This window comes from Rhizobium sp. BK176 (genome assembly GCF_024808055.1).
Window position 1 is genome coordinate 76,177 of the sequence record NZ_JANUBV010000005.1, and the last position, 16,631, is coordinate 92,807.

Below are 16,631 nucleotides of genomic sequence, written 5' to 3' on the forward strand. Positions count from 1 at the left end.
GGTGGGCCCAACACCTTCCGGGGTATAACCGACCTACAGGAAAAGTCGAATTTCGCCGTGGCGTATCCGCTTTTCGATTCCGCAGCCGGGATCCAGTCGCCATCGGATGCTCTGGATCGCCTGCAGCCTTACGAGCCCTCGTCAGGAATGTTTAGGATTTCGCCGCAGGCCTTGCAGTGAACGGCGTCCGCGTCATGTCGCAGTAGTCCACATCGGTGGCAGGCATATGTGACCTTATGGGGTCGGACCACCGCCTGGGCCAGTCGCACGAACAGCGAGATGCCAACGATCATCGTTACGACGGATGTGAGCTTTCCAACAGTGCCGGGAAGCGTGATATCTCCGAAGCCCGTCGTCGTGACGGTCGCGACCGTGAAATAAAGCGCGTCGACGAACCCTTCTCCCCCAACTTTGTCGTAGAAGAACGAGGTATAGACGAAGCCGGTGATAAGGAAGAGGAATACCACGAAGTTGATGATCGCTCTCACAACATCGAGAAGATGAACGTAGCCCGCCCTGTTGAGAGCTTCCTTGATCAGCGGACTTCGACCGATCGCCCAAAGTCGAAGGACTCTAAGGAACGCGAAATTAAACAGCAAATCCGGGAAGGCGAGGGTTGCCAGGACGACCACGTCAATCCACGTCATTGGGCGAAGGATCCATTGGCGAATGGATGGCGCCGCAATCGCGCGGGCGATCATTTCCACTGCGATCCAAACGGCGATAGCGTAATCGATAATGAGATAAGAGGGGCCCGAACGGAGGTATGGCCCCAAGATGAAGAAGGCGAGGATAGCGATATCGACAAGCGCAAACGCGGCCTGTAGCAAAAATGCTTGCCGGCCGTCGGCTCGTTCGATCCGGCGCAGACCCTGCTTCAAATCCTTTCGGTGCGTGCCGTCCCCGACGTCAAAGATGCCCATAGTCGAAATCTAGGCTCCTAGGCATGGTCATCAAGTCTCGGTATTTGAGATTGCGGACGATGCGGTCGTCTGCATTCGGTTCGAAGTGGTCATCCGGCCGTTAGAGCACAGAGAAGATTGAAGCGATCGACTTCCAATATGCGTCTGCGTTACCTTCACTCGACGGCGGTCGCACGTCGAAGAGACGCGCAAGCTCGTCCGTTCGCTCAAACGACAACCTTTGCTTCTCCTGATAGGCCAGCATCGGGACCTGATCTGACGGCATCAATGAACGCTCGCAGGGCAGGCGCCATCTGCCGCTGCTGCGGGTAGCAAACAAACCAACCCGGGAACGGTGCGGACCAAGCTTCGAGGCAACTGACTAGCCGCCCTTGCCCAATATAATCCGCTACCGTGTCCTCGACCGCAAATCCTATTCCTACCCCTTGAAGCGCAGCATTCAACGCCGTCTCCTTGTCGCTCAAGATGAGGGGACCGTTGACGGCGACGCTGAACCACGCGTCGTTTTCGAAGAATTCCCAGGCATAGGGTGCCTGATGTCCAGGCCAGCGCCACCGTACGCATCGGTGGTGGACAAGATCACGTGGATGCTCGGGGCGACCATGCTGGCTGAAATAGTCGGGTGTCGCGACAGCCAGTTGCCGCAATTCGGGCCCCAGACGGACGGCGACCATATCTCGTTCGATCACCTCGCCGATCCTCACCGCGACATCATAGCCGCCAGCCACAATGTCAACCGTCTCATCATCGATCGTGATGTCCAGCACGATGTCGGGATAGCGTTCGGCAAAGCTCTTGAGGATTGGTTGGATATGCTTCTGCGCGGCCGAGCGGAACGCGTGTACACGGACAGTGCCTGCCGGCCGCTCGCCAGCAATCCTTGTCTGTGCGAGGGCGTCCCCCAGTTCGAACGCCGCCGGTCGCACCCGTCGGAAGAGGTTCTCGCCACCCTCCGTCAATGACACGTTGCGCGTCGTTCGGTGGAGAAGGCGCATTCCGACCCGCTTCTCGAAGCTGCGGATCATCTGGCTGAGTGCCGACGGCGATACGCCGAGCACCTCAGCGGCACGGCTGAAGCTCAAGTATTCGGCAACGGCGATGAAAGCGCGCATTTGGTTGTAGTCGTTCCCCGCCGGGAGCCTGTCCGCCAACATGTCTTGCATTGTTAAGTCCACCTAACAAGGACATTTACTTTTTTGCGGATTATACAGCGCCAGGCGGTGTGGCAAGCTCCTTCCTACCGAAAGCAAAGGAGCATTTCATGACCACTTGGTTCATTACCGGCATTTCACGCGGGCTTGGAAAAGCGCTGGCCGAGGCAGCGCTGGCAAGGGGCGATACTGTCATTGGCACGGCCCGGGGAACCGATCGGCCGGTAGAGGACGGTTCGGGTCGTTTGCACGTTCTTTCAGCCGACCTGAGCGATGGTGGGACCGCGGAGACTGTGACCCGCCAGGCGTTTGAGATCGCGGGTCAGATTGATATCGTCGTCAATAACGCCGGTTACGGCCTGCTTGGCGCGCTCGAGATGGCCGCCAACGAGGATGTCGCAAGACTTTTCGCCGTCGACGTCTTCGCCCCATTTCGCATCATCAAGGCTTCCCTGCCATATCTGAGAGCGCAGGGACGTGGTCACATCATCAATATAACGTCCGTCGCAGGCCGCGCGCCCGGTGTCGGGACCGCGATGTACTCCGCCGCCAAGGCAGCCCTTGAGGGCATGTCCGCAGGTCTTGCCTCGGAGGTCAAGCCTTTTGGCATTAAAGTCACCGCGGTCGCTCCGGGTGCCTTCCGAACGGATTTCCTGTCGGCCCACTCAATCCGCAAGAGCGACGCCGCCGGTGAAGCCTACGCTGAAACAATCGGGAAAAGTTCGGCGGCCTTTGACGCTGCCGATGGCCGGCAGGCCGGAGATCCGGTCCTGGCCGCGGAGGCGATCTTGGAACTCGTGAACTCTGACAACCCTCCTCTTCATCTCCTGCTAGGAAGCGACGCTTTGCGTCGTACACGAAGCAAAATCGATCAGGTCGTCGAGGAGATCGACGCATGGGAGGCCATCACACGGGGTACTGATTTCGTAGAGGCATAAAGAGGCCGTTTCAACCCGATCCGCCATGTAACGCATGGCGGTACGACAAATAGTTCGCCCGTGCTCAAGTGGAGGGCGATGAAGGCCGCGACGTCACTCGTGTCCCGCTCCGTCAGCGGCCTTGGAATTGCGCCTCAACGGGTGGAGAGTGGCGGGGGAGGTGGCGGCGCGGTCGAGCCAGGACCGAGCGAGCACTGAACCATAACACTGTCTGCCCAACGGCCGTAGCGATAGGCGACTCCGCGCAGCAGACCGACGCGAACGAAATTGAACCGTTCGCGCAGCATGAGCGAAGCAGTGTTCTCGGCGTCGATATAGCCAATCATCTGCCGGAAGCCGGCGGCGGCACAAGCGTCGATCAGGTCGTGCATCAGCAGGCGACCGATGCCTTGGCCGAGGTGGTCGTGGTGAACATAGATCGAGCGCTTGACGGTGTGGCGGTAGGCAGGTCGCTTGCGAAACAGGACGACGTAGGCATAGCCTACAACCGCGCCGTCCTTGATCGCGACACGATGCGGAAAGCGGCGGCTCTTCAAGTTCCTGCGCCGCTCGCGCAAATCGTCCGGCTGAGGTGTGTCGCCGTCGTCGTTTGGCTTGATCCGTGCTGCCCAGCGCGGAATTGCGATCCGACTTCTCGCCTGCCTCACGAAGTCTTTGAGTGACGCCCCGTTCGCTCAGGAACTGCGGAACCATTTGGAGCAAGTTGCGTTGTATATCGTTTCGATGGGGGACTTCATGGTTACGGAGGCTTGCTCGGTTCTCGATGCTCAGGAACAGCGCGCCGCTTGGAAGGTTTTTGATGAAAGCGAGGCGCATTATCGTCGGATTTTCGATGGTGCCCATGTTGCATTGTGGGATCAGGACTTCTCTCGCCTGGTAGCACGATTGGAAGAGCTTCGCGCAGACGGGGTTGACGATATACGTGGCTACTTTCAAATGCATCCCGAAGCGACAGCGGATGCGGTCAAATTGGTTCACGTGCGAGACGTTAATGTCTACGCCATGGAGCTCTTCGAGGCTCACGACAAAGTCGAGCTTACCGGTGATCTGGGCGCAACTTTCCTCCCAGAAACGTCGGAAGTTTTCCTCGACGAGATCGTCGCCCTCTGGGAGGGCCGCAAGCGCTTTGAGAGCGAGGCTCATGTCCGTACGCTCAAAGGGCAGCATCTCGAGATCCTCCTGACGATCGCCTGGGAGGGCAAAAACTGCGAGCATTCGCTTGTCAGCATTCTCGATATTTCCCGGCAAAAGGCGGTACAGCGACGCTTTCAAACGCTCAACAATGTAGCGCACATTGTGTCGAGCGACCTCGAACTGGAACGAGTTGTCCAGGCAGTGACTGACAACGCAACGAGCCTCTCGGGTGCCGAATTCGGCGCCTTTTTCTACAATCTCAATGACGCAAAAGGCGAACGATTGACGCTTTACACGCTCTCAGGGGCGCCGCGGGAAGCGTTCGAGAGGTTCGGAGTGCCGCGTAATACAAGCGTCTTTGAGCCTACCTTCCGCGGGGAGGGCATCGTTCGCTCTGACGACATCAGGAAGGACGCGCGTTACGGGCACAACGAGCCGCATCACGGCATGCCCAAGGGACACCTGCCAGTCGTGAGTTACTTGGCGGTTCCGGTGGTATCACGCAGTAGCGAAGTCCTGGGCGGCCTTTTTTTCGGCCATAGCCGGCCGGGTGTCTTTACCAAGGAAACTGAGGAGATCGTGGCCGGGATCGCTTCACATGCTGCGATGGCAATTGATAACGCCCGCCTCCTGCGCACCGTTCAAAATGAACTTGAGCATCGCCAACAGGCGGAACTCGCGGCCCGGCGGCTGGCTTCTATCGTGGAGTCTTCGCAAGATGCAATCATCAGTAAGGGCCTCGACGGCATCATTACGAGTTGGAATCAAGGAGCCGAACGGCTGTTTGGTTACACGGCCGTGGAGATCGTTGGAAGACCGGTTACAACGTTGTTCCCCGATGAGCTGATTGCTGAAGAGGCGGATATCATCGATCGCATCCGACGCGGTCAGCGGATCGAGCACTATGAAACCGTTCGCGTGCACAAGGACGGAACGCCTGTCGACATCTCGCTCACCATCTCTCCCGTTAAGGATGCGGAGGGTCGGATTGTCGGCGCGTCGAAGATCGCCCGCGACATCTCCGATCGGAAGCGCGCCGAGGAAGCTTTGGCGCAGCGAACGGCGGAGCAGGCGGTGCTCCATCGCATGACGGACCGCCTGTATCACGGGTCAGAGCTGCAGCTTGCCTTTGATGCTGCCCTCGATGCAATCACTAGCGCGTTGGGATGCGCTCGAGCGTCGATCTTGCTTTTCGATGACCAGAAGGTGATGCGCTTCGTCGCGTGGCGGGGCTTGTCACAGGCATACAGGCACGCTGTCGACGGCCATTCCCCGTGGACGGCAGAAACAACCGATGCGACGCCGATGTATGTGTCGACCCTCGAGGAGGCCGATCTGCCAGCGGAGTTGCGAGCGACTATCGAGGCGGAGAAGATCGGCGCGCTCGCATTCATCCCCTTGTTCGGTGAGGGGAGGGTGATTGGGAAATTCATGGCCTACTACGATCAACCGCATACGTTCAGCACGGAGGAGGAAACTGTCGCCGTAGCGATCGCTCGACAACTCGGCTTCGCCATACAGCGGGTTCGTTCCGAGCAAAGCCGCCTACGTGCGGAAGAAGAACTGCGGGAGAGTGAGCAGCGACTGCAGTTGGCCCTTGAGGCTGGAGGTATGGGCGCTTGGGAATGGGACCTCACCTCTGGCAAGATCATCTGGTCGCCAGGATTGGAGTTGATCCATGGACGTCAGCCTGGTTCTTTCGACGGGTCGTTCTCTGACTTCAAGCGAGACATCCATCCGGAGGATATCGCCGAGGTCGAGTCCGCTATCCATACCGCCGCGGCGAAACGAGAGCCCTATCACGCCATTTACAGAGCGCTGCTTCCGGATGGAGAGCAACGGTGGCTGGAAGCCTTTGGTCGTTGCTTCGAGGAAAGCAACGGCGCACTGAAGAAACTTAGTGGCATTTGCATGGACATTACTGCGCGAAAGCAGGCCGAAGAGCAGCGAGAGATACTCATTGCCGAGCTCAGCCATCGGCTCGCTACAGTCACTGCTATTGCGCGGCAGTCTTTCTCCTCCAGTGCAAGGGAGGACTGCCGCTCCTTCGAGGCCCGGATCAGGGCACTTGCCCAAACACATGGAAGACTTGCTGAGACAGAGTGGTCCGGCGTGTCGTTGCGGACCATTCTGGATGACGAGCTATCACCCTTCCGGCGCGAGGACGGCCAAAACATACGTATGGCTGGTCCACTCGTTTCCCTACCGCCAAAGCCCGCGCTGGCACTTGGTCTCGCCTTCCACGAGCTAGCCACCAATGCGGCGAAGTATGGCTCGTTCAGTGATGCGAGTGGTTATGTTTCGGTCGACTGGGAACTGCACGACGACGGGTTGCGGATCCAGTGGACTGAGCATGGCGGACCTTTGGTCGATCCGCCGACGCGGTCCGGATTTGGCCGACTACTGCTAGAAAAGATCCTTGCCGCTGATCTGAACGGAAAAGTGGACATCGAGTACGACAGGCAAGGAGTTCGGTGTTCATTGTCGCTGCCGGTTCGCGATCGTTTCCAAAGCCGCCGGCGAGCAGCGGGTTAGGGTGTATTGTGCCGAAGTCTAGCGATACACCACGGCGAATTCTCCTAGTCGAAGACGAGGCGATCCTCGCCCTGATGCTCGAGCAGGATGTGGTGGAGGCCGGCTACGTGGCGGTTGGCCCGTTCCGAGATCTCGAGACTGCTTTTCGTGCAGCCATCGATGAACCGTGCGACGCCGCGATCCTCGACATCAATTTGGATGGTGAAAGGTCGTATCCCGTTGCCGAGGAACTGGCAAAACGGGGCATCCCTTTCCTATTTCTCAGCGGATATGGGGCCGAAAGCATGCCTGAGAAATTCCGAGGTTGCTTGCGTCTTGCAAAACCCTACGACCCCGTAGATATCGTACGGATGTTAGACCGAATTGCTTAGCGCCCCCAATGGTCAATCGAGTTTGCTTAGCGCTACTGCTTTCGGGCCGTCAGAATGATCCGAAGAGATTTCCGATCGTGATCACGGCGACAAGGGCGACAAGCGCACTTGCGATAGCCGCCATAGCGAGATCGACATAACCGTCCTTATGCGAAACCCCGCATACCGCTAAAGCGAGGTGGCGCCCCAGCCCGGTTCGGCAAGGAAGCTCGCGTCGATACGCGGCAAGGTCGCGAACGACATCACAAGATTGGTCATGACGACGACCAATGATATCCATGACGGTTCCTAGCGCCTATTGCAGAACCGTATCGAGCAGACTTTCAATATCGAAGGTCGCCCGCGTCCCAATATCTGCCCCATGCAGTGCTAGAAATTCGTGCGCGGTTGCCTGCCCTTCTTGCCGGAGCATGGATAGAAACTCCCATTCGCCATTCATCTTGGATGACGCGTTCAATTCCGCCATGCTCGGCGGCGTGGCTATACGGTGGAGCCGGACACTCGACCATTCCTTTGCCCAGGCAATCTCATCCGGTGCAACGCCGCTCTCCGAAAGCATCCGCTGAAGTATGGCCATCGCTCGCAGTTCCTTCTTCAGGCTGGAGTTGAATGAGATTTCGTTGACGCGGTTAAGAATTTCACGCGCGGTTTTGGGAACGCCTGCGCGCTCGACCGGATTGACCTGAACAAGCACGAGGTCACGCGCCGCACTCTCGCGAACCACCGGCGTGAGAAGCGGATTGCCTGAGAAGCCGCCATCCCAATAAGGATCGCCGTCTATTTCGATCGCCTGATGCAACATCGGCAAGCACGCGGATGCCAGCACGACATCGGCGTTCAGTTCAGCGTTGCGAAAGACCCGTGGCAGACCCGTCCGCACGTTGGTCGCGTTGATGAACAGTTTGATGGGAGAGTGTTTCAGAAGCTCGAAATCAACACTTTCCTCGAGGATATCCCGAAGCGGATTGATATTGCCCGGATTGATCTCATAGGGCGAAAACAGCCGACTCATCACGTCGAAGAAAAGATAGGCCGGGGAATTGTCGAGCGACCAGTTGCCGGTCAACACGTCAAGTGCGGTGCGTTGAAACGGGCTGAAGCGCGCAACCTCGCTGACGCGGCTCCAGAACGCCTCCAGCGCCAATTTTGCCCCCGTCTCTCCATCCACTGCAAAGCCGTGGGCAAGGACGACCGCATTCATCGCCCCGGCGGATGTGCCGCTGATGCTTGAAATGATAAGTCCGGGCTCGTCGATAATCCGCTCAATGACCCCCCAGGTGAACGCGCCGTGCGCTCCACCACCCTGCAGGGCGAGATCAATAGCGATTGGCTCTTTGCCGGATCGCGCGGGGCGAGAATTGCTGCGTGGTCTTGGCGGCATACGGACCTTCCCATTTCAGCATCTCTACCCTATGGCGATTATTGCAGCGCAGCAATAGGCAATTCATAGGAGTTCTGTCGCAGAAAGTCAGATGTAAAGGTCAAGGTCAGCGTTTTGCATTCGCAACGATCGCTGCCGTTGACGGGCCGCCGCCGGGCTGGCCTCTGGCACTGGCAGAGCCAATCAAAGTTCAATTCCGGCGCTGCGGCAGCGCGCCGCCGGAATTGTGAGATCAACGCGCGTCGTGAAAGATGATCCCAACGGTGTGACGCATGCCGGAGCGCACACGGCTGACACCATGGCGCAGGTTTACGCGGTAATTCCCCTTGGCGCCCTGGACCGGTCGATTGTGGACAGCGAAGGCGACAGCGTCGCCCTGGCGAAGCGGTACGACCTCGACGCGGCTCTGCATGCGCGGTCGTTGTTCGGTCAGTGCAAATTCGCCGCCTGTGAAGTCACGGCCCGGCTCTGCGAGCAGGATCGCCACCTGGATCGGGAACGCGAGGTCACCGTAAAGATCCTGGTGAAGGCAGTTGAAGTCGCCTGGGACATACTGCAGCAAAAGCGGTGTCGGGCGCGTCTGCCCGGCGTCGTGGCATTGCTGCAGGAATGCGGCGTGTTCGTCTGGAAACCGCTGCTCCAGTCCCATTCGCTCGTTCCATGCGTTGGCGACAACGGCAAGGCGGGGATACAGCGCCGTGCGGATGCCGCCGATGAGATCGGGCAGCGGATATTTGAAATAGCGATACTCACCCTTCCCGAAGCCGTGCCGCGCCATGATGACATGGCTGCGGAAGTGGCTTTCGTCGGGATAGAGCGACGCAATGTTGTTGCATTCGTCGGGCGTGAGAAGGCGGGGAAGGACGGCGCAACCGAAGCCGTCGAGTTCGTCGGCAAGCGCTGTCCAGTCGTAGGCGACAATTCGTGCTTCCGCGGATGCAACCGTTGAGGCCGGTACCATGTCGATCGCGTTCTTGTTCATGCCTTCGCTTCCTTCTGGATGAGGGCACGCTTGCGCTCGATGCCCCAGCGATAGCCGGCAAGCGTGCCGGTGCCGCGCACGACGCGATGGCAGGGAATGGCCAGCGCGATCGGATTGGCGGCGCAGGCGTTGCCGACAGCACGGGAACTGGCGAGCGGGCTGAGCCAACTCGCCAGTTCCCTGTAGCTGACCGTCCTGCCGACCGGGATGGTCTTCAGCTTTTCCCAGACGCGGCGCTGGAACGGGGTGCCTCTCAAGTCGAGCTTCAGATGGAGCCCGCCGGAAGGCTTTTCTATATATTGCAGGACTTTTGCGACGTCGTCCTTCACGGCATCCTCACTTGCAACGAGTGTGGATTGCGGGAAACGGTTGGCGAGATCGGCCGTCAGCTCTTCGGCTTCGTCTCCGAGCAGGATCGCGCAAACGCCACTGGCGCTGCGTGCGACCAACACCCTGCCGAAGTCGCAAGCGGCGACCGCATAGGATAGGACATCGGCGGGAGGCGAGGCGGGCTTCAGGTGCAGCTTTGTCCGCGGCGTGTTCATTTCGACGATGAGATTCATTGCCGTCACTCCTTGCTTTGATCGGATGATCCAACCTACCGCCGGGGCCGCATCGCCAAACTCCGATCCTTGCTTTCAAATCGAAGTTTCGCCTGGGGAAATAGGGAAGCGCCAGACGCTCGCGGCCGGCCCATGACCAGAGTTCGAGCCACTTCGCCCGCGCGTGCATGCCGCTCCGATTGATCGATAGACCAAGCGAGCCTGAGGATTGTCGTCTCTGCGAGAAGATGGGTCTCGCCCGAGGTGAACAGGACTTCGACTTCCCCGTTGCCGAGCATTTGAAACTCGGCATGGCCGGCGATTACGAGTTGCCCGATACATGTCATCACGAGGGCTTTGTCCGGATTGCCCTGGGCGCGCGCAACGAACATGTCGACGGCGTTGGTTCCGACTAGTTTGCGCCGGCTCGTGCTGGCGCCGTATCCGCCCTGTGAAAACATGAGCGTCCGTTTCCTTATGCTAGCCCTCACGCGGCCAGATCGCAAAAATCCGACAATCGCACATCCCCCCAATTAACGATCCACTTGGCCATAAGGCGGTTCCCGCGGCGCTCCGATTGTTGTCGTCAAACTGAAAGAAGATGGAGCGCTACAAGGCGCCCCGGAAGGTGAGATTGATGCGCATGCGTCCGACGATCGCATGGACGCCATCCTTTAATTCGGGAACACCGTGATAGAAGAGCCGCGAGGGGCCGCCCCAAACCGCCACGTCCCCGTGCCGCAATGCATATTTCTTCACGGGATCGCTCCGCTTCAGGCCGCCGAACTGAAAGGTCGCCGCCAGGCCGAGCGAAACCGATACGATTGGTTTGGCGAAGTCCCGTTCGTCTTTGTCCTGATGCAGCGAAAGACGGGCGCCGGGGTCGTAGCGGTTGATCAGGCAGGCGTCGGGACGGAAGTCCGGATAGCCCGCCCGCGTCGCGGCCTCGACTGCTAGGTTGAAGAAGCAGTCCGGCATGGAAGGCCAGGGATGGCCGGTTTCCGGATCGTTGCGATCGTAGCGATAGCCGGTGCGATCCGTGACCCAACCGGCCCTGCCGCAATTCGTCATCGCCACCGACATCGTAAAGCCGCTCGGCGTGACCATGTGCCGAAACGGCGACTGGCTGGTGATGTCTGCGAGCGCGACGAGGAGATCCTTCTCGTAGGGACGAGCCGCACCGCGCAGCAACATGGCACCCTCGGCCATAATTTCGGTCGCGGGATCAGCGGGGGCAAGCATGTCAAGCAGATCGGGCATGTGAGGGCCTATTGCGTCGTATGGATGGAAGGGTGAACGACGGGCCGATAGCCTGCAAGAAGCGCCATCAGCGTCGAAGGCGGCGTCAGCAGCCAGCCGGCGTCGTGAAGGATTTCGGGCCTGTCGTAACCCGCTTCGGTCCAGCGATGGCCGCGACCGGCCTGTAGCGTGTAAGCAGCCTCTCCGGTCGCAACGACCGCACCATCCGGCAGGTCGGCTAACCGGCTGGGGATCGGGTGCAGGCGTTTGTGGCCGCGCTCCAGCCGTTCGGCATGCAGCACGCGATCCATCTGCACGGCTGTCGGCCGCGCCTCGCTCTTTGCTGCTGCCCAGCAGGTCCGGAAACGTTCCGCGGCCTCGCGCCGGCAGAAGAAGCACGGGCGGTGGCCGGCGGCGAGCCCTACAGCCTCATCGAGGAAAAACAGCTCGGTCCAACTCCGGCCCGCCATCACTTCGCGGCGGCGCCCCTTGAACGCGCAGGTGCAGATGAGCCAGGCCCGGGTCGCCCAGCGCCGCCGCAGCAATGTCTTCGTTGCGGGATCATGGATGATGCCGCGATTGCCGGTAAACAGGCCTCGCTGCGAAATGGCGACGATCTCACCGAAAGGCGTAACGCGGTTTTGAAGCGGCATGGCGTTCTTCTTGGGCCGTATTTACGTCAACACGTTTCCGCATTCGCGCGGCATGCGCCACAGATACCACGCAGCGACCGTACGATGCGCCCACAACGTCTTCGAGATCTCGCGCAAATGCTTCGGCTGCGGCTGCTCGGGCAGCGTTTTCAGCACACATAGCCCTCGCGGACACCGAAATCGTCGACGGGCAGGATATCCATCCGCTCCAGCGAATACATCAGCAGCATTTCGACGGTCCAGCGGTCGATTCCCGTGATGACGGTCATGCGCTCGATCAGCGCCTCGTCGTCCATGGTGGCGGCGATGTCGCGGGTGGGGATCAGGCCGTCCAGCGTTCCTTTCGCGATCGCCTTGATGGTGGCGATCTTGCTGGCGGAAAAGCCGCAGGCTCGCAGCGGGTCGACCTCGGCCGCGATCAGGTCTTCCGGGGTCGGGAAATCGCGACCCTCGAATAGCCCCTTGAGACGGCCGATGATAGCGTCGCCGGCCCTGTCCGTCAGCTGCTGATAAGCGATCGCCCGCACGAGCGCCTGGTAGGGCTCGCGGGCGGCTTTGGCATCGTGCCGGCAAGGGCCGACCAGCTTGATCAATCTGGCCCAGTCCTCGTCATGGCTGGCGAGGAAGGCTACGGAGGCGTCACAGCACGAAAAGGCCTTCATACATTCGATTTCCAGCTTATGCACTTTGGGGCGCTTCCCTGTCGAGTAATGCTCGTTTGCGATCAACGCCCCAGGCATAACCGGAAATCGCCCCGTCGTTGCGCACCACGCGATGGCAGGGAATGGCGACCGCGATACTGTTTGCAGCGCAGGCACCGGCGACCGCCCGGGTGGCGCGCGGCGCGCCGATACGGCGGGCGATTTCCGAATAGGACACGCGCTCGCCGACCGGAACCTCCTGCAAAGCTTGCCATACCCGGCGTTGAAACGCCGTGCCGCGAACGTCGAGCGGCAGATCGAGGCCGATGCCGGGATTTTCGACGAAGCCGCAGACCTGGGCGACCAGCGCCTCGTAGTCGCGGTCCATGCCGATCAGGCGCGCCTTCGGGAAACGATCCTGAAGATCGCGAACCAGCGCCTCCGGGTCGTCGCCGAGTAGGATCGAAGCCACGCCCTTCGTGCTGGACGCCACCAGGATCGCGCCGAGATAGGATTGGCCGACTGCAAACTTGATGTCCTCGTTGGTGCCGCCGTCACGATACTGGGTCGGCGTCATGCCAAGCATGCCGTTCGATTTCTCATAGAAGCGGCCACTGGAATTAAAGCCGGCGTCGTACATCGCTTCGGTGACGCTCGTCCCGGTCTCGAGGCCTTCACGCACTTTTTTGGCGCGCTGGCCAACTGCATAGGCCTTCGGGGTCAGCCCCGTCGATGCCTTGAACATGCGATGGAAATAGCTCGGACTGCGATCGACAGCAGCTGCCAGATCCTCCAGCGAGGGCTCTTCCTCGCTGTCCTCGATGATCCGGCAGGCCTTCGCGACGAGCGCGGCCTTCCCGCGTTCGAGTGTAGGACCGTCGGGATTGCAGCGCCGGCAGGCCCGGAAGCCGGTCGCGCGGGCGCTTTCGATCGTGTCGTGCAGGGTGACATTCTTCGGGTTCGCCGTGCGCGACGGGCACGAGGGCCGACAATAGACGCCGGTCGTCGAAACCGAGTACCAGAGCTTACCGTCCGCGGACTTGTCGCGAGTGACGATACGCGCCCAGCGAGGATCGTCCGCTACGAAAGGGTGCGACGTGCGAAGGGTTGGCGCGGGGCGGATGTTCATGTTCATGGTTTCTACCCGAATTCGTTCCAGATCGACCGTGCCTTGGATCCGCAAGGGGCCACACTCCGATCCTCGCTCTCACATGAAGCAAAAACCACCCGGATCTTGCGCAGGTTGTCGACAGAGCGCCTGGTTCGCTTGGAGGTGAAGGCAGATGAGGCTCGCACAGGGGCTGTGCGAGCCTTGGTTCTCCTGACCAAGATTAGCAGCCAGGTGGGCTAGCGCTGTCAGGTTTCAGGCCTTATCGATCAGACTGAGCTGCATCATTGCAGTCAGACCATCGTCGAGACCATTTTCTTCGACGATCATGCCATCGACGATCTTCAGCACGGTCTTGCCAGTGAAGCGCATCTTGCGGCCGGTTGCGGCCGGCAAGCCGCCGAGAAGGAAGTCATCAAAGGCCGGGCCGGTGTGCGTGCCGCCGCCTTCCCACTGGCCGACGACATAGTCGCCCTCGGCGATCAGGTCGGCGGTGCCCCAGAAGTTGAGATCGGGGAACGCGGCTCGGAAGTCGGTCATGAACGCCTTGATGTCCTCGCGGCCGCGGCGCGGTTCATGCAGGGAATATTGCAGGAGCATGTCGGGTGCCGCGATGTCATCGATAACAGCAAGATTGACCTCCTTGCCCCAGAATTCGGTGAACCAGCGAACCACGACGGCCTTGTTGTCCTCTTCCTTGCTCATGGGAAGTCCTTTCTTCAAATCGTGCGACCATCGAAACCACTCGATGACCTGATGAAACGGATATTTGAGCTTTCCGGCGACCAAACTCCGGTTCTTATCTTCGAATTGGAAACGGGTGTGCTGGGCGATCCCATCAAAGGCGAAAGGCGCGCCCGCCCAGTGAAGAGATGCAGATCCGGCCGGACCTGCATCGCATTCGTTTCACTAGAATGAGTGATCAGCAGGCACCATCTGCGTTTCGATGGCGATGGTGATGATGTCGCCGAGTTCGGGGATTGCGAAATCCAGTCCCCATTCGCTGCGGCGGATCCTGCCGGTTGCCGAGAAGCCGATCTTCGGGACACCCATCCTTGGGTGCTTGGCCATCGAGCCGTTGAAGGTGACGTCGAGCGTTGCCGGGTGTGTCTCGCCGCGAAAGGTGAGGAGGCCTTCGACCGTGCCGGTGTTCTCGCCGGTCACGTGGATCGTCCTGGAGACGAAAGTGATCGGCTTGGCTGCCAGGAAGGTCTCCCCTGTACCGATTTCTGCGTCGAAGTCGACCTTCTCCGGCCAGGGATAGTCGGTGCGGACTGAGAGCGGATCGATCGCAACCGAGAGCGTGGAGGTTTCCGGCTGTTCCGGCTTCCAGTCGAGTCGCGCATCGACTTTGGTGAACCGCGCGGTGTAGTGCGACAGGCCGGAGTGGTCGAAGGACCAGCTGAGACTCGAATGCGAGGGGTCGGTCTTATAGGTCCCGGTCGGCGCCGGATCTGTGGCGGCGGCAAGGGCGAGCGTCGTGCTCAAACCAAGAGCAAGGGCGAATGTGGTTATGCGAAGCATGGATGTTTCCTCGGATGTGGGATGATGCGGGGCATCGGCTCAAGCCGCCTTGTCGCGGCTGATGGCCTGGAGGCGCTCCCAGACGTGGCCGGGTTGTGGGATATCGAGATCGAACAGGTCTCGAACGTGTCGGAAAGATGTCCGGCGCTCGTGATGCGCTGCTCGGTGACGCTGTTCGCCGTCACATGGCTCAGACGGTCGTTCTGAAGTGCGACATAACCGTCCGCCGTGTGACGCAGGACCGCGAGTGCATTTGTGAAGGGGGAGCCTGGATCCTGCATCAGCCAGCCATGCGTTGCGACCATTGCGGACTCGTCGCTATGGTCGGCCTGGAAATCGAAGCTTTTCGCGATGCCGTGCACATGGTTGTTGAAGCGGAGCCAGCCGTCGTCCGTTGGCATGATCGAGAAGTCGAAGCCGCGCTGGCTGAATGGTCCTGAGGCGAGTGGCACCGGCTCGATGATGGCGTCCGCCACGCCGACTTCGGCAAGATAGGGCCGATCGAGGTCGATACGCAGCGTCAGATGGTTGCCGATGGCGATGTCGCCGAGCCTTTCCCGGTCGACGCCGCCGCACAGGCGGGTCACGCGGAAGCCAAGTGCGGCAAGGGCGGCACCGAAGAGGCCGTTCATTTCGTAACACCAGCCGCCGCGCCGCCGTTCGACCATCTTGGCGAAGGCCCCAGCCGGGGTGATCGTTGAGGGCCATCCCATGAAGGCATCGACCGCCTCCCATGTAAAGCTCATGAGATGCGCGCGGTGCAGCTGCGATAGGCTTCGGATGTCAAGACGCGACGGCCGCTCGACCGCGATCCGGGTCAGATAGGCATCGAGCTGCGTGGCTGTCAGGGGCATAGCGTTTTCGTTCGAAGGCACGTGTGTCATCCTTCGATCTCCTTTCAATGGACCGTTGTTCAGTTCCGGTGTTGTGCTGGGGTGGTTCAGGCGACCTCGCGGTCGTCCTCGGGCGGGAAGGCCAGACCGAAGTCCTTGGCGACCGAGGCGATCTGCTCGGGCGTTTCGGGTTTGCAGAGCTCGACGATCGGAAAGAAGCTTTCGAACCCGCCCGGTGTGACGACGCCCATGAGGCGGCCCTCCGTCTTCCCGACATTGCGAAAGCGGTGCGGCACGCCGCGCGGCAGTGCGATGCAGCCGCCTTCGGCAAGTTCGATATAGTCGCCGCCGCACCAGAAGCCGAAGCGCCCGCTAAGGACGCGAAAGAACTCGTCCTCGCGCTCGTGTATATGCAGTGGCGAGCCTTCGCCGGCCTGCAAATAGGCCTCGTACATGCCGAGGGAACCGCCAGTATTGTCCGCCATCATGCGGATCACATGCTTACCGAACGCCATTGCTCGCGTCCCATGCCTCGGCGGCGAAACCGCCGCATAGGTAAACTTTTTCATCTTGCTCTCCAGGTTCGGAATGCATCGATCGTCGATGCTTTCACTGTTGCGGCAGGACGCAGAAATCCGAACCGCGCTCCGACTACCGGGGCGCGGTGCCAATGTCT

Annotated in this window: 18 protein-coding genes; 3 read left to right on the forward strand and 15 right to left on the reverse strand. The window is 60.2% G+C overall.

Features of this window, described 5'->3' with window-relative positions:
• Window positions 1–128: 128 nt before the first annotated feature.
• Window positions 129–923: a potassium channel family protein gene (locus FHT76_RS17630; RefSeq protein ID WP_259127493.1), complete on the reverse strand. Its 795-nt coding sequence runs from the start codon at window positions 921–923 to the stop codon at window positions 129–131.
• Window positions 924–1,129: 206 nt separating this feature from the next.
• Window positions 1,130–2,086: a LysR family transcriptional regulator gene (locus tag FHT76_RS17635; protein WP_259127491.1), complete on the reverse strand. Its 957-nt coding sequence runs from the start codon at window positions 2,084–2,086 to the stop codon at window positions 1,130–1,132.
• Window positions 2,087–2,184: 98 nt separating this feature from the next.
• On the opposite strand from FHT76_RS17635, the gene FHT76_RS17640 reads away from it, so the two are divergent.
• The gene (locus FHT76_RS17640; protein WP_259127489.1) at window positions 2,185–3,012 is read left to right on the forward strand and encodes an SDR family NAD(P)-dependent oxidoreductase; all 828 of its coding nucleotides are present in this window, start codon (window positions 2,185–2,187) and stop codon (window positions 3,010–3,012) included.
• A gap of 134 nt (window positions 3,013–3,146) precedes the next feature.
• On the opposite strand, the gene FHT76_RS17645 is transcribed toward FHT76_RS17640, so the two are convergent.
• Window positions 3,147–3,659 (reverse strand): GNAT family N-acetyltransferase, encoded by a 513-nt coding sequence (locus FHT76_RS17645; RefSeq protein WP_259127487.1) that lies wholly within the window; start codon window positions 3,657–3,659, stop codon window positions 3,147–3,149.
• A 61-nt stretch (window positions 3,660–3,720) separates the two neighbouring features.
• On the opposite strand from FHT76_RS17645, the gene FHT76_RS17650 reads away from it, so the two are divergent.
• Both FHT76_RS17650 and FHT76_RS17655 read left to right on the forward strand, forming a co-directional pair.
• Window positions 3,721–6,681 (forward strand): PAS domain S-box protein, encoded by a 2,961-nt coding sequence (locus tag FHT76_RS17650; RefSeq protein ID WP_259185746.1) that lies wholly within the window; start codon window positions 3,721–3,723, stop codon window positions 6,679–6,681.
• A gap of 74 nt (window positions 6,682–6,755) precedes the next feature.
• Window positions 6,756–7,052, forward strand: a complete 297-nt coding sequence (locus tag FHT76_RS17655) for a hypothetical protein (RefSeq protein ID WP_071224919.1) — start codon at window positions 6,756–6,758, stop codon at window positions 7,050–7,052.
• A 295-nt stretch (window positions 7,053–7,347) separates the two neighbouring features.
• Here FHT76_RS17655 and FHT76_RS17660 read toward each other — a convergent pair whose 3' ends face one another.
• The 12 genes from FHT76_RS17660 to FHT76_RS17715 all read right to left on the reverse strand — a co-directional run bounded on the left by FHT76_RS17660 (window position 7,348) and on the right by FHT76_RS17715 (window position 16,524).
• Window positions 7,348–8,433 carry a patatin-like phospholipase family protein gene (locus FHT76_RS17660; protein WP_183861870.1) on the reverse strand — a complete coding sequence of 362 codons (1,086 nt, stop codon included), beginning with the start codon at window positions 8,431–8,433 and terminating at the stop codon, window positions 7,348–7,350.
• A 232-nt stretch (window positions 8,434–8,665) separates the two neighbouring features.
• The gene (locus FHT76_RS17665; RefSeq protein WP_183861868.1) at window positions 8,666–9,415 is read right to left on the reverse strand and encodes a 2OG-Fe(II) oxygenase; all 750 of its coding nucleotides are present in this window, start codon (window positions 9,413–9,415) and stop codon (window positions 8,666–8,668) included.
• Entirely contained in the window at window positions 9,412–9,978 is a 567-nt protein-coding gene (locus tag FHT76_RS17670) for a methylated-DNA--[protein]-cysteine S-methyltransferase (RefSeq protein ID WP_259185748.1), read from the reverse strand. Before FHT76_RS17670 ends, FHT76_RS17665 begins: the two co-directional genes overlap by 4 nt.
• 35 nt (window positions 9,979–10,013) lie before the next feature.
• The gene (locus FHT76_RS17675) at window positions 10,014–10,418 is read right to left on the reverse strand and encodes a hypothetical protein (protein ID WP_259185749.1); all 405 of its coding nucleotides are present in this window, start codon (window positions 10,416–10,418) and stop codon (window positions 10,014–10,016) included.
• 148 nt (window positions 10,419–10,566) lie between these two features.
• The gene (gene alkB, locus FHT76_RS17680) at window positions 10,567–11,217 is read right to left on the reverse strand and encodes a DNA oxidative demethylase AlkB (RefSeq protein WP_183861862.1); all 651 of its coding nucleotides are present in this window, start codon (window positions 11,215–11,217) and stop codon (window positions 10,567–10,569) included.
• An 8-nt stretch (window positions 11,218–11,225) separates the two neighbouring features.
• A complete protein-coding gene (locus FHT76_RS17685; RefSeq protein WP_183861860.1) occupies window positions 11,226–11,849 on the reverse strand; it encodes a hypothetical protein in 624 nt (207 codons plus the stop codon).
• A gap of 149 nt (window positions 11,850–11,998) precedes the next feature.
• Entirely contained in the window at window positions 11,999–12,442 is a 444-nt protein-coding gene (locus tag FHT76_RS17690) for a DNA-3-methyladenine glycosylase (protein WP_259185750.1), read from the reverse strand.
• Between the two features lie 85 nt (window positions 12,443–12,527).
• The gene (ada, locus tag FHT76_RS17695) at window positions 12,528–13,625 is read right to left on the reverse strand and encodes a bifunctional DNA-binding transcriptional regulator/O6-methylguanine-DNA methyltransferase Ada (protein ID WP_246712592.1); all 1,098 of its coding nucleotides are present in this window, start codon (window positions 13,623–13,625) and stop codon (window positions 12,528–12,530) included.
• A 228-nt stretch (window positions 13,626–13,853) separates the two neighbouring features.
• Window positions 13,854–14,303, reverse strand: a complete 450-nt coding sequence (locus FHT76_RS17700) for an ester cyclase (RefSeq protein ID WP_183861858.1) — start codon at window positions 14,301–14,303, stop codon at window positions 13,854–13,856.
• A 204-nt stretch (window positions 14,304–14,507) separates the two neighbouring features.
• Entirely contained in the window at window positions 14,508–15,122 is a 615-nt protein-coding gene (locus tag FHT76_RS17705) for a YceI family protein (protein ID WP_183861855.1), read from the reverse strand.
• Complete coding sequence (locus FHT76_RS17710) at window positions 15,110–16,006, reverse strand: arylamine N-acetyltransferase (RefSeq protein WP_259185751.1); 897 nt, start codon at window positions 16,004–16,006, stop codon at window positions 15,110–15,112. The genes FHT76_RS17705 and FHT76_RS17710 overlap by 13 nt, the downstream gene beginning before the upstream one ends.
• A 56-nt stretch (window positions 16,007–16,062) precedes the next feature.
• Window positions 16,063–16,524, reverse strand: coding sequence for a cupin domain-containing protein (locus FHT76_RS17715; protein ID WP_183861851.1), 462 nt, complete (start codon window positions 16,522–16,524; stop codon window positions 16,063–16,065).
• Between the last annotated feature and the right edge of the window lie 107 nt (window positions 16,525–16,631).